The sequence below is a fragment of the Nocardioides sp. WJ219 genome, from assembly GCF_058559815.1.
In genome coordinates, this window is sequence record NZ_JBZUJV010000005.1 from 276,021 (window position 1) to 287,842 (window position 11,822).

The 11,822-nt window shown below is 72.0% G+C and carries 12 protein-coding genes; 6 read left to right on the forward strand and 6 right to left on the reverse strand.

What is annotated here, in order from left to right; all coding sequences use genetic code 11:
* Window positions 1–48: 48 nt before the first annotated feature.
* The 4 genes from AC4MBH_RS14345 to AC4MBH_RS14360 all read right to left on the reverse strand — a co-directional run bounded on the left by AC4MBH_RS14345 (window position 49) and on the right by AC4MBH_RS14360 (window position 3,454).
* Window positions 49–606: a hypothetical protein gene (locus tag AC4MBH_RS14345; protein WP_491795575.1), complete on the reverse strand. Its 558-nt coding sequence runs from the start codon at window positions 604–606 to the stop codon at window positions 49–51.
* A 217-nt stretch (window positions 607–823) separates the two neighbouring features.
* Window positions 824–1,906 (reverse strand): 2Fe-2S iron-sulfur cluster-binding protein, encoded by a 1,083-nt coding sequence (locus AC4MBH_RS14350; RefSeq protein WP_491795576.1) that lies wholly within the window; start codon window positions 1,904–1,906, stop codon window positions 824–826.
* Between the two features lie 55 nt (window positions 1,907–1,961).
* A complete protein-coding gene (locus AC4MBH_RS14355) occupies window positions 1,962–2,249 on the reverse strand; it encodes a hypothetical protein (protein ID WP_491795577.1) in 288 nt (95 codons plus the stop codon).
* 20 nt (window positions 2,250–2,269) lie between these two features.
* Window positions 2,270–3,454, reverse strand: a complete 1,185-nt coding sequence (locus tag AC4MBH_RS14360; RefSeq protein ID WP_491795578.1) for a 3-ketosteroid-9-alpha-monooxygenase, oxygenase component — start codon at window positions 3,452–3,454, stop codon at window positions 2,270–2,272.
* Window positions 3,455–3,499: 45 nt separating this feature from the next.
* On the opposite strand from AC4MBH_RS14360, the gene AC4MBH_RS14365 reads away from it, so the two are divergent.
* The 3 genes from AC4MBH_RS14365 to AC4MBH_RS14375 are packed head-to-tail and all read left to right on the forward strand — an operon-like array spanning window position 3,500 to window position 6,651.
* Window positions 3,500–4,702, forward strand: a complete 1,203-nt coding sequence (locus tag AC4MBH_RS14365) for an acyl-CoA dehydrogenase family protein (protein ID WP_491795579.1) — start codon at window positions 3,500–3,502, stop codon at window positions 4,700–4,702.
* A 19-nt stretch (window positions 4,703–4,721) separates the two neighbouring features.
* The gene (locus tag AC4MBH_RS14370) at window positions 4,722–5,804 is read left to right on the forward strand and encodes an acyl-CoA dehydrogenase family protein (RefSeq protein WP_491795580.1); all 1,083 of its coding nucleotides are present in this window, start codon (window positions 4,722–4,724) and stop codon (window positions 5,802–5,804) included.
* Between the two features lie 43 nt (window positions 5,805–5,847).
* Window positions 5,848–6,651, forward strand: coding sequence for an alpha/beta fold hydrolase (locus AC4MBH_RS14375; protein ID WP_491795581.1), 804 nt, complete (start codon window positions 5,848–5,850; stop codon window positions 6,649–6,651).
* Between the two features lie 127 nt (window positions 6,652–6,778).
* On the opposite strand, the gene AC4MBH_RS14380 is transcribed toward AC4MBH_RS14375, so the two are convergent.
* Together AC4MBH_RS14380 and AC4MBH_RS14385 are read right to left on the reverse strand one after the other, a co-directional pair.
* On the reverse strand, window positions 6,779–7,882 hold the full coding sequence (locus AC4MBH_RS14380; RefSeq protein WP_491795582.1) for an NAD(P)H-dependent flavin oxidoreductase: 1,104 nt from the start codon (window positions 7,880–7,882) through the stop codon (window positions 6,779–6,781).
* Complete coding sequence (locus AC4MBH_RS14385) at window positions 7,882–9,522, reverse strand: acyl-CoA synthetase (protein ID WP_491795583.1); 1,641 nt, start codon at window positions 9,520–9,522, stop codon at window positions 7,882–7,884. Before AC4MBH_RS14385 ends, AC4MBH_RS14380 begins: the two co-directional genes overlap by 1 nt.
* 47 nt (window positions 9,523–9,569) lie before the next feature.
* Here AC4MBH_RS14385 and AC4MBH_RS14390 point away from each other — a divergent pair, with 47 nt between their 5' ends.
* From AC4MBH_RS14390 to AC4MBH_RS14400, 3 genes are read left to right on the forward strand one after another with little or no spacing between them, the layout of a single operon-like run.
* Window positions 9,570–10,379 (forward strand): crotonase/enoyl-CoA hydratase family protein, encoded by an 810-nt coding sequence (locus tag AC4MBH_RS14390; RefSeq protein WP_491795584.1) that lies wholly within the window; start codon window positions 9,570–9,572, stop codon window positions 10,377–10,379.
* 41 nt (window positions 10,380–10,420) lie between these two features.
* Window positions 10,421–11,032 carry a hypothetical protein gene (locus AC4MBH_RS14395; protein WP_491795585.1) on the forward strand — a complete coding sequence of 204 codons (612 nt, stop codon included), beginning with the start codon at window positions 10,421–10,423 and terminating at the stop codon, window positions 11,030–11,032.
* Window positions 11,033–11,036: 4 nt separating this feature from the next.
* A complete protein-coding gene (locus AC4MBH_RS14400; RefSeq protein WP_491795586.1) occupies window positions 11,037–11,732 on the forward strand; it encodes a hypothetical protein in 696 nt (231 codons plus the stop codon).
* The last annotated feature ends 90 nt before the right edge of the window (window positions 11,733–11,822 follow it).

Genomic DNA, 11,822 nt, shown 5'->3' on the forward strand with positions numbered 1-11,822 from the left:
GTGGTACCGGCCCCAGGGTCTCGGTCGGCTGGGCTCAGGCGACCAGGGTCAGGCGGCGGGGCCGTCGGCCTGGCGCCACGAGGCGCGCCGGGCCTCGGGGTGGATCCGCGGCACCGACGCACGCCCTCGCAGGTGTGCGGAGTCGACGAGGACCTTCCGGCCGCGCGACGTCGGCGCCCACGAGCCGGCGACGTCCAGGCCGTTGGCCGAGGCGAACAGCGTCAGCTCCTCCAGGTCGGGGACGGTGCCGTGGCTGAGGTGCGAGAGCAGCTCGCGGTGCGACACGTCGGCGGCGACGACGACCGCGACGGCCTCCGCGCCGTACTGCTGGTGCCACAGCCACATGGTGAGCGGCTTGATGCCGTGCTCGGCGGCCTTGGCGGTCACGAGCCGGGCCTGGTCGATCGTGATCCCGTCGCGGAGCAGCGCGTCACGGACGTCCTGACCGTCGACGTGGGTGGGGTGCCGCTCGACGAACCGGCGGCGGAGCGCGGCGGTGCGCTCGACGCTGCGGGAGGCGCGGCGCTCGGGGGCGCCGAGCACGGCGAGCACGACGATGCCGATCAGCCCGACGAGGACGTAGGCGAGGACGCAGGTGAGGAGCATGGGCCTTCCTTTCAGAAGGTCCGGCAGTCAGGCGTGGGGGGCCGGCACCGGGTGGTTCGTGGGGGGGACGCAGAGTCGTGGTGCTCCTCGGCGCGGTGACGCGGTACCTGAATAACATACTCCCGAACCGTGGGTCAGTCGTTACCGAAAAGTTGACAACGCTGACTAGACCGGCCGGTGGTGTTACCCGGCCGTGGATCGACGCCCACAGGCTCGCTCAGGAGTACGACGCCCGGACGACGTCGGTGGTGGGCGTCGACTGGCAGGCGAGCCGGATCCCCTCGGCGAGGTCCTCCTCGTCGAGGACGTCGTTGTGGGCCATCTCGACGTCGCCCTCCAGCAACCGCACCGCGCACGCCGAGCACTCCCCCTCACGGCAGGAGTAGGGCGCCTTGACGCCCTTGGCCTCGAGGTGGTCGAGCATCCGGGTGCGCGGGTCCCAGTCGTCGAACCGGTGGGTCTCGCCGTCGAGGTCGACCTCGAGCGTCACCGGTCCTGCCACGGCGGGCTCGGTGGCGGCCTCGACCTGCGTGACGGTCTCGGCGCCCGGCGCGGCCGCGACCTCGGGCAGGTCGCCGAACGGGTTGCCGCCGAGGGAGACGAACTTCTCCTGGTGGCGGCGCTCGCGCGGGAACTCCAGCTCCTTCAGCGCGGCCACCGTCATCTTCATGAACGGCGCCGGGCCGCACACGAACGCGTCGTACGACGACCGGTCGGCCGCGAAGGCCCGCACCTGCTCGACGGTGGGCAGGCCCTGCACCGACTCGAGCCAGTGCACGACCTGCAGGCGGTCGGGGTGGGCGGCGGCGAGGTCGCGCAGCTCGCGGGCGAAGATCACCGACGCCTCGTCGCGGTTGGCGTAGAACAGCACGATCCGGCCGGTGCCGCGTGCCAGGGCGGTGCGGGTGATCGACATGATCGGGGTGACGCCGCTGCCGCCGGCGAACAGCAGGAGGTCGGCGTCGAGGTCGGCCGGGGTGAAGATGCCCGAGGGCGGCAGCACCCGGACCGTGTCGCCGTCACGCACGTGGTCGCACAGCCAGTTCGACGCGTAGCCCTCGATGGTGCGCTTGACCGTGATCGTGACCGTGCCCGTCTCGTCGGACGGGCTGCTGCACAGCGAGTAGCAGCGCGCCGCGACCCCCGTCTGGTCACTGGGGACGGCGACGGTGAGGAACTGCCCCGGCTTGTAGGCGAACTCGGCCTCGGCGCCGGCCGGCACCCGGAAGGTGATCGAGTGGGCGTCGGCCGTCTCCTCGACGACGTCGACCACCTCGAGCTCGAAGGACTGCGTCGTCACGGCTCTCTCTCGTGCTGCGTCGCGGGCGGGGTACGGCGGGACCGGCGCGGACGACTCAGTAGCCGTCCTCGGCGCCGATGGGGATCCTGCCGTCCCGGGCCGCGGCCTCGATGCTGGCCACCAGGCGTGGACAGGCGGGGTGGACGCTCCGCCCGTCGTCGCGGGTGCGCCGGGACAGGTCGGGGCAGTGGCTGGTCGCCTCGTGGTCCCACTGGACCGAGGTGTGGTGCTCGCTGTTCTTCTTCACGCCCACGCGGGCCAGGCAGTCCAGGCACGCCACCTCGGTCAGCCGGGCGCGGGTGTAGAGACGCTGGTCCTCCAGCGTGTCTGCGCTGGTCGGCACGAACGACGCCATCGCCGGCCTCAGGTGCCCGTCATGACCGAGGGGTCGGCGTCGGCCTTGGTGTCGGCCTCGGCGTCGGCGCCGGCGGCGTCCTGCTCGGCCTTGAGGCGGAGGTTCTCGGCGACCTCCTCCTGCCAGTACTCGTTGGCCTTGGTGGTGTCGACCTCGAACTCGAACCGGTCGACCATCTCGGGCTGCACATCGGCGGCGTCGACGTAGAACTGCTCGTACCAGCGACGCAGCTGGTAGACCGGCCCGTCCTCCTCGCAGAGCAACGGGTTCTGCACCGGCACCTTGTTCTTCCAGATGTGCACGTCCTGGAGGAACCCGCCACCGAACATGTCGGCGTACTTGGCGGCGATGAACGCGGCGGTCTTGTCGTCGAGCCCCTCGGGCTTCTTGACGGCGATGCCGTACTGCAGCAGGAACGAGTCGGGACCCGTCGGCACGTGGCAGTTGACCAGGACGACCTCGGTGTTGAAGCCCTTGTAGTCGGTGTCGAGCCAGTTGATCATGTACGACGGCCCGTAGTACGTCGCCTCGGACTTCAGGAACAGCTCGGCGTCGCCGTAGCCGCCGGCCATGTCGGGACGGCCCTTGGACTCCATGAACTGGGTGGCGACGTGTCCCTCGAAGACGTTGCGGAAGCTCGTGGGGAACGCGAAGTGCACGTAGTAGAAGTGGGCCATGTCGACCACGTTGTCGATGAGCTCGCGGCAGTGGGAGCCCTCGATGTGCTCGGCGTTCCAGATCCACTCGGTGTACTCGCCCTCGGCGAGGCCGGGCAGCTGCGGCGGGAGGATGTCGCGGTCGGCCGCCGAGCCCTCGGAGTCGTGCCAGACCAGCAGCTGGTCGTTGACCACGGCGGTCTCGTAGCGCTGCGTGCGGGCGCGCAGCGGGACCCGGCGGGCGTACGGGATCTTCTTGCACTTGCCGTCGCCGCCCCAGCGCCAGTCGTGGAACGGGCAGGCGATCTCGTCGCCCTTGACCGCACCCTGGGTGAGGTCGCCGCCCATGTGGCGGCAGTAGCCGTCGAGCACCTGCAGCTCGCCGGCGCCGTCGGCCCAGACGACCAACTTGGTGCCGAACCCCTCGATGCCGTGCGGCTTGCCGTCGCGGAAGGTGCTCGCCAGACCCAGGCAGTGCCATCCGCGCGCGTAGCGCTCCGGGGCGCTGCCCTGGTCGAGGGTGCGGACGTGGCTCATGGCGCCAGGCTAGCCCAAAACGAGAACACGTTCTAGTCTGGCGCCATGCGACTCGCCCTCGACCCGGAGCACCACGCGCTGAGCGCGGAGCTCGCCGACTACTTCGCCCGGCTGGTCACCCCGGAGGTCCGGGCCGGGCTCGCCTCGGCGACCGGCCAGTTCGGATCAGCAGAGCTCGGCGAGGCCGGCGTCTACAAGGACGTCATCCGTCAGATCGGCCGCGACGGCTGGCTCGGCATCGGGTGGCCCGAGGAGTACGGCGGGCAGGCCCGGTCGATGGTCGAGCAGCTGATCTTCACCGACGCGGCCGCGGTCGCCGGCGTCCCGATCCCCTACCTGACGCTCAACACCGTCGGGCCGACGATCATGCGCTACGGGACCGAGGAGCAGAGGGAGTACTTCCTCCCCCGGATCCTCGCCGGCGACCTGCACTTCTCGATCGGCTACTCCGAGCCCGGCTCGGGCACCGACCTGGCGTCGCTGCAGACCAAGGCGGTCCGCGAGGGCGACGAGTGGGTGATCAACGGCCAGAAGATGTGGACGTCGCTGATCCAGTACGCCGACTGGATCTGGCTGGCCTGCCGGACCGATCCCGACCTGCCCCGCCACAAGGGCCTCTCGATGATCCTGGTGCCGGCCGACGCCGACGGCGTCTCCTACACACCGGTGCACACCGTCGCCGGCGTCGGTACCAGCGCGACGTACTACGAGGACGTGCGGGTGCCGGCGACCAGCGTGGTGGGCGAGGTCAACGGTGGCTGGAACCTGATGACCAACCAGCTCAACCACGAGCGGGTCTCGCTCACCTCGGCGGCGCCGACGATCCACTCGCTCGGGCTCGTGCGCGAGTGGGCGCAGCAGACCAAGAACCCCGACGGGCAGCGCGTCATCGACAGCGAGTGGGTGCAGATCGCGCTCGGCCGGGCGCACGCCCGCGTGGAGGCACTCACGCTGCTCAACTGGAAGCTCGCTGCCGACGCCGACGCCGGCGTCGACCTCTCCCCCGCCGAGGCCTCGGCGATCAAGATCTACGGCTCCGAGCTCAACACCGAGGTCTACCGCACGCTGCAGGAGGTCGTGGGGCCGATGTCGGGGCTCACGGCCGACTCGCCCGGCGCGGCGCTCGCCGGTCGACTCGAGCGGATGTTCCGCTCCTCGCTGGTGATGACCTTCGGCGGCGGCACCAACGAGATCCAGCGCGACATCATCGGCTACGTGGGCCTCGGCCTGCCTGCCGCCAAGCGATAGGCGACAGAGGACACCGACCATGGACTTCTCCTTCACCCCCGAGCAGGACGAGGCCGCCGCCCTCGCCGCGCAGATCCTCGGCGACCGCTGCACCACCGAGCGCCAGAAGGCCGTCGAGGCCACCGGCTCCCGCTTCGACGCCGACCTGTGGCGCGAGCTGGGTGCGACGGGCCTGCTCTCCCTCGCCCTGCCCGAGCAGTACGGCGGCGCCGGGCTCGGGCTGCTCGAGCTGACCCGCGTGCTCGTCGAGGTCGGGCGCACCGTCGCGCCCGTGCCGCTGGCCGTGCACGGGCCGTCGACCCTGCTCCTGGCCGAGCTCGGCACCGACGCGCAGCGCGAGCGCTGGCTCGCCGGCGGCGCCCTCCTGACCGCAGCGGTGGCCGAGGAGCGCTCCCACCTGCCCGTGCGGCCCACCGTCGAGGTCCGCGACGGGCGGCTGAGCGGCACCAAGGTGGTCGTGCGGGCCGGCGGCGTCGCCGAGGCGTTCCTGGTGACGGCCTCGACCGGCACCGGCACCGGCGTCTTCCTCGTCGACGCGTCCGCCGCGGGCGTCACGACGACGCCCGGGCACAGCAGCGACCGCGACCTCGTCGTACGCCTCGACCTCGACCGCGTCGCGGCCGAGCAGGTCGGCGGCGATGACGCGACGACGCGCCTGCACCGGCTGCTGGTGGTCTGTGCGTGCGCCGAGCAGCTGGGCGTCACCGAGGGCTCCCTGCACCTCACGGCCTCCTACGCCGGGACGCGCGAGCAGTTCGGCCGCCCGATCGGCACCTTCCAGGCCGTCTCGCAGCGCCTGGCCGACGGCTTCATCGACGTCCTGGCGCAGCGGCTCACACTGTGGCAGGCGGTGTGGCTGGTCGCCGAGGGCGCCGACGCCCCGGCGACGACCGCCGCGGTCGCGACCGCCAAGCTGTGGGCGGCCGACGCCGGGCACAAGCTCGCCCACACGACCGTGCACGTGCACGGCGGCGTGGGCATCGACCTGGACGGCGAGGCCCACCGCTACTTCACGACGGCCAAGCGCTTCGAGATGCTCTACGGCGGCGCGACCGAGCAGGCGCTCGCGGTCGGCAGGGTGCTGGCCGACGAGCCGGCCTGAGGCGTGGTGCTGCTCGTCGGCAGGGACGCCCTAGCCTGACGACGTGACCGCGCTGCACACCACCGAGATCGGCACGACCGGCGACCGCGTGGTCTTCCTGCACGGCCTGTTCGGGCAGGGACGCAACTTCACCCAGGTGGCGAGGGCGCTCGAGCCGGGACTGCGGTCGCTGCTGGTCGACCTGCCCAACCACGGGCGGTCGGACTGGACCGACGGCATCGGCTACGTCGAGATCGCCGACGCGGTGGCCGCGGCGCTGCGGTCGGACTACGCCGCCGACGGGCCCGTGCACGTCGTCGGCCACTCGATGGGCGGCAAGGTCGCGATGGCGCTCGCCCTGCGCCACCCCGACCTGGTCCGCCGCCTGGTCGTGGTCGACATCTCCCCCGCCCCCAGCGAGGGCGAGAGCGAGTTCGGGCACCTCCTCGACAGCCTCGCCGGCCTCGACCTCGACGCCGTCGCCCGCCGTGCCGACGCCGACCGCCTGCTCTCCGACCCGATCCCCGACGACCGGGTCCGCGGCTTCCTGCTGCAGAACCTGCGCTCCGGCGAGGACCCCGGCACCTGGCGGTGGCAGGCCAACCTCGCGCTGCTGCGCCGCGAGCTGCCGACGATCGCCGAGTTCCCCGACGTCGGGTCCTTCGACACCCCCTTCGACCACCCGGTGCTGTGGATGGGCGGCGCCCGGTCGCCGTACATCCGCCCCGAGCACGGCGACACCATGCGCCGGCTCTTCCCCCGCACCACCCAGGTCACCATCAAGGACGCCGGGCACTGGGTGCACTCCGAGCAACCGGAGGCGTTCGTCTCCGCGCTGCGGGTGTTCCTGGCCGCGCCGACGGGGTGACGTCGGGGCGGGCCGCGGAAGGCTGGCGTGGGCGTCAGCGCGGGGTTTTGCCCGGGAAGTTCAGACTTCCCCGGTTCACGGGTGAAATCCGCACCAGACCCCGCCCTGACCCCGCCCGACCCGCGACCTACAGCTTCTCCAACCGACTGACGGTCTCCTCGAACTCCCGCACCAGCGACGCCACGACCTCGGCGACCGGGCGGACCTCGTTCATCCGGCCGACGATCTGGCCGACCGGCATCGAGATGACGTCGGGGTCGTTGGCGGCGGAGATGCGGTTGTGGGCGTCGGCGACGAGGAGGTTCTGCAGCGGCATCGGGAGGGGGGCGGGGGCGCCGTCGGCGGCCCACGCCTCGGTCCACCTGGTCTTCAGCAGCCGGGCCGGCTTGCCGGTGTAGACGCGGGTGCGGACGGTGTCGCTGGAGGTGGCGCGCGTGAAGGCGGTCTCCCAGGCCTCGCTGTTGGCGACGCCCATCTGGCGGTACTCCTCGGTGCCCAGCCAGATCGACCCGGTCCACACGCCCTGGGCGCCGAGCGCCAGGGAGGCCGCGACCTGGCGGCCGGAGCCGATGCCGCCGGCGCCGAGGACGGGTACGTCGGGACCGACGGCGTCGACGATGTCGGGGGTGAGCACCATCGAGGCGACCTCGCCGGTGTGGCCGCCGGCCTCGTAGCCCTGGGCGATGATCACGTCGACGCCGTTGGCGACGTGGCTCCGCGCGTGCTTGGCGGCGCCGGCGAGGGCGCCGACCTTGATCCCGGCCTCGTGGCACTTCTCGATCACGTCGACCGGCGGCGAGCCGAGCGCGTTGGCGATGAAGACCGGCCGGTGCTGCAGCGCGACGTCGAGGTGGGACCGCGCGACGGAGTGCAGCCAGCCCAGGACGCCGTCCCGCCCCTCTCCCTCCGGTAGGGGCGGGACGCCGAGCTCGAGCAGCGTCTGGTCGACGAACCGCTTGTGGTCCTCGGGGATCATCGCGCCGAGGTCGAGCGACGTGCCCTCGGTGGGGATCGTCATCGGCATCACGATGTCGACGCCGTAGGGCTTGCCGTCGGTGTGGTCGTCGAGCCAGGTCAGCACCCGCTCGAGCTCCTCGGCGTCGTTGAACCGCACGCAGCCGAGGACGCCGAGGCCGCCGGCGCGCGAGACGGCCGCGGCGACGTGCTCGGAGGGGGTGAAGGCGAAGATCGGGTGCTCGATCCCGAACTCGTCGCAGATCGGCGTACGCATCAGGCGGTCACCCCGCTGCGCGACGCGAGGGCCATCTCCTTGGCACGCGGGTACTGCGCCTTGCCGGTGGCGTTGCGCGGGATCTCGGGCACCAGGGTCAGCGCGCGCGGCAGCTTGTAGCCGGAGAGCGAGGTGCGCAGGAAGGTGCGCAGCTCCGTCAGCTCGACGCTCTGTCCCTCCCGCGGCTGGACGACGGCAGCCACGGTCTGGCCGTACTTCTCGTCGGGCAGCCCGACGACCAGGCAGTCGTAGACGGCCGGGTGGGCCTTGATCGCCATCTCGACCTCCTCGGGGTAGACCTTCTCGCCGCCGGTGTTGACGCAGTTGGAGCCGCGGCCGAGCAGGGTGACCTTGCCGTCCTCCTCGATCCGGGCGAAGTCGCCGGGCACGGAGTAGCGCTCGCCGTCGACCTCGAGGAACGTCTGGGCCGACTTCACCGGGTCCTTGTAGTAGCCCATCGGCACCGAGCCGCCGCGGCCGAGACGGCCGACCTTGCCGACGTTGGCGGCCAGGTCGAGGGGCCGGTTGTCGTCGTCGAGCACGACGCTGCTGGGGCCGAGCCCGACGACGGGACCGTCGCTGCTGATGTTGTTCGGGTCCTGCATGCCCATGCCCTGGAAGCCGGTCTCGGAGGCACCCACCGAGTCGGTGAAGATCCCGTTCGGGAACGCCGCCATCCAGCGCCTCTTGACCTGCGGGCTGAAGATCGCGGCGCTGCTGCTGATCACGAACAGGCTGGAGGCGTCGTACGGCGCGTCGGTGCCGAGTCGGCTCTCGTACTCCTCGATCAGCGGGCGTGCCATCGCGTCGCCGGTCATGAAGAGCATCTGCACCTTGTCGCGCTCGACGACCTCCCAGACGGTCCTGGGGTCGAACTTGGGCTCGAGCACGGTGAGGTGACCGGCGAACAGGTGCATCAGCAGGCTCGCCTGCGCGCCGCCGTGCATCAGCGGGCTCATCGGGAAGGTGACCATCCGCGGCTCCGTGGCCTGGCGGGACTGGTCCATCTCCTCGAGCGGGACGCCGGTGTAGAAGTCGATGCCGCCGCCGAGCACCCGCCAGAAGTCCTCGTGGCGCCACATCACGCCCTTGGGGAACCCGGTGGTGCCGCCGGTGTAGATGATGTGCAGGTCGTCCGGGCTGCGCTCGCCGAAGTCGCGCTCGGCGCTCTGGCCGGCCAGGGCGTCGGCGTACGTGACGCCGCCGAACGCCGAGATGTCGCTGTCGTCGTCGGGCGCCGTGACGTCGGGGATCGCGACGAACGTCGTCAGCCGCGGGTGGTTCGGGGCGGTCGCGGCGACCAGGGGGGCGTAGGTGCGCTCGTGGATCAGCGCGACCACGTCGGCGTTGTCGAAGAGGTAGTTCAGCTCGCCCTCGACGTAGCGGTAGTTGACGTTGATGTTGACCGCGCGGATCTTGACCACGGCGAGCACCGCCACCACGTGCTCGATGCTGTTCTTGGCGTAGACGGCGACGTGGTCGCCCGGCCCGACGCCCTGGGCGCCCAGGTAGTGCGCGAGCCGGTTGGCGTCGGCCTCGAGGTCGGCGTACGTCGCGACCCGGTCGCCCACCTTGACCGCGGGGTTTTCGGGGACGGCGTCGACGGCGTGCTCGAAGAGGTCTGCGATGTTCGTGGCCACGATCGCGAGACTAGAACACGTTCCACTTTTTCGCTAGCGTCCCGATCATGACCCAGGAGAGCACCCCGGAGGCCCCGCCGCACTGCCTCGTCGAGCTCGTCGACCACACGCTGGTGGTCACGATGAACCGCCCCGAGGCGCGGAACGCGCTGACCGGCGAGATGCTCGCGATCATGTCCGACGCCTGGGACCGGGTGAACGGCGACGACGACGTGCGGGCGTGCATCCTGACCGGCGCGGGCGGCTACTTCTGCGCCGGCGCGGACCTGAAGTCGATGTCGCGGCGGCCGCCGTCGGAGTCGTTCGAGTCCGGCGAGTACGACCCGTCGGTGATCAAGGGCCTGCTCAAGGGCTTCCGGCTCACCAAGCCCCTGATCGCGGCCGTCGAGGGCCCGGCGATCGCCGGCGGCACCGAGATCCTGCAGGGCACCGACATCCGGGTGGCCGGCGAGTCGGCGAAGTTCGGCATCTCCGAGGCACGCTGGTCGCTCTACCCGATGGGCGGCTCCGCGGTGCGCCTCGTGCGCCAGATCCCCTACACCGTGGCGGCCGACCTGCTGCTGACCGGCCGGCACATCCTCGCCCCCGAGGCCAAGGAGCTCGGCCTGGTCGGCCACGTCGTCCCCGACGGGCACGCCCTGGAGAAGGCGCACGAGCTGGCCGCGATGATCAGCGCCAACGGTCCCCTCGCGGTGCAGGCGATCCTCAGGACGATGCGCGACTCCGAGGGCAAGCACGAGGACGACTGCTGGGCCGACGACGCCCGCGTCGGCGCCGCGGTCTTCGCCTCCGCCGACGCCAAGGAGGGCCCGCTCGCGTTCGCGGAGAAGCGCAAGCCCGAGTTCCAGGGTCGGTAGCACCCGCGCCGGGCCGGTCGCCGTACGGGACACTGTCGGCCATGCGCTCCCGCAACGCCGTCGTCGGAATCGTCGCCTCGGTCGCCGTGCTCGCCGCGGCGATCGCCCTGCTGCTCGTGCTGGAGGAGTCCGGGTCGTCGGACGTCGCGCTCCCCGACCGGGTCGAGGGCCTGATCGCGGTCGACGCCGAGGGCGCCTACCCCGACGACCTCGCACCTCCGGAGGAGTTCTTCGAGCGCGACCGGGCCTCGCGGAAGGTCAACCGCGACGGCTTCGCCGACGCGTTCGACGGCGCCGACGCCGACAGCCGGGTCTACACCGACCCCGACGAGGCGCTCGACGAGCTGATCTCGGTCGTGGCCGTCGCCGCCGACGCCGGACCACTGGTCCCCGACGAGGGCTTCGTCGAGCCCGAGACGGTCGGCCTGGCGCTGCCGCAGACCGAGCGCATCACCGACGGCGACGTCGAGTGCCTCCTCACCCGCAACCAGCCGCCGCGCGCCGGCGACGACTACGAGCCGGAGGAGGCGGCCCCCGACGCCCACCTGTGCCAGCGCCGCTCCGGCTCCCTCACCGTCCGGGTGCGCGCGAGCACGGGCGACACCGCCGCGCTCGTCGACCTCGTCGACGCACTGTGGGACGACCTGGACTGACGCCGTGGAGCTCGTGCTCGGGGCGCTCTGCCTGCTGATCCCGCTCGGTCTCGCCCTGGTGGTGACCGTGGCGGTCGTCGGCGCGCGACGGAGCCGACGGCGCCTCGAGTCGCTGGCGTCGTACGCCGAGAAGCGGCAGTGGCGCTTCTCCCCCTCCGGCACCGGGCTCGAGCGCCGCTTCACCGGCGACCCGTTCGGTCGCGGGCAGGCGCGCCACGCCGGCAACGTCGTCGAGGGCTGGTACGCCGGCCGCGCCTTCGTCGCGTTCGACTACAGCTACCGCACCAGCTCGGGCGACGGCGAGAGCACCCACCCCTTCTCCGTCGTCAGCATGCACCTCGGCGCCCTGGCGCACCCCGTGCCGCTGCTGCAGGTCGCCCCGCAGGGCGCGCTCGGGCGGTTCTTCGGCAGCCTGCTCGGGACCGACCACCTGCTCGGCGACCCCGTCTTCGACGCCGCCTTCCGGGTGCGGACCGACAGCCCCGAGCTCGCCCACGACGTGCTGCACACCGACATGCGGATGCTGCTGGCGGCCTACCAGGACCGCGCCTGGCGCCTCCAGGGCGACTCGCTGCTGATGTTCCGCCGCGGCCAGCACTCCCCCGACGAGATCGACGCGGTGCTGGGGTCGATGCGCGCGATCCTGGAGCGGGTGCCGCCGCCCGTGTGGACCCGGCTGGGGGGCGGGGCGGCAGGCTGACGCCGAGCGGTGCCCGGCGAAGCGAGGGCCGGGATCGGGAAGAGGATCCCCCTCGGGCCTTGTTCTGCAGGGGACGACGACCCGAAAGGC

Excerpts from the sequence above, each read along its gene's own strand:
- AC4MBH_RS14380 (WP_491795582.1), bottom strand. The coding sequence starts at position 7,882 with ATGCGTACGCCGATCTGCGACGAGTTCGGGATCGAGCACCCGATCTTC.
- AC4MBH_RS14365 (WP_491795579.1), top strand. The coding sequence starts at position 3,500 with ATGCGACTCGCCCTCGACCCGGAGCACCACGCGCTGAGCGCGGAGCTC.
- AC4MBH_RS14345 (WP_491795575.1), bottom strand. The coding sequence starts at position 606 with ATGCTCCTCACCTGCGTCCTCGCCTACGTCCTCGTCGGGCTGATCGGC.
- AC4MBH_RS14360 (WP_491795578.1), bottom strand. The coding sequence starts at position 3,454 with ATGAGCCACGTCCGCACCCTCGACCAGGGCAGCGCCCCGGAGCGCTAC.
- AC4MBH_RS14370 (WP_491795580.1), top strand. The coding sequence starts at position 4,722 with ATGGACTTCTCCTTCACCCCCGAGCAGGACGAGGCCGCCGCCCTCGCC.
- AC4MBH_RS14395 (WP_491795585.1), top strand. The coding sequence starts at position 10,421 with ATGCGCTCCCGCAACGCCGTCGTCGGAATCGTCGCCTCGGTCGCCGTG.
- AC4MBH_RS14390 (WP_491795584.1), top strand. The coding sequence starts at position 9,570 with ATGACCCAGGAGAGCACCCCGGAGGCCCCGCCGCACTGCCTCGTCGAG.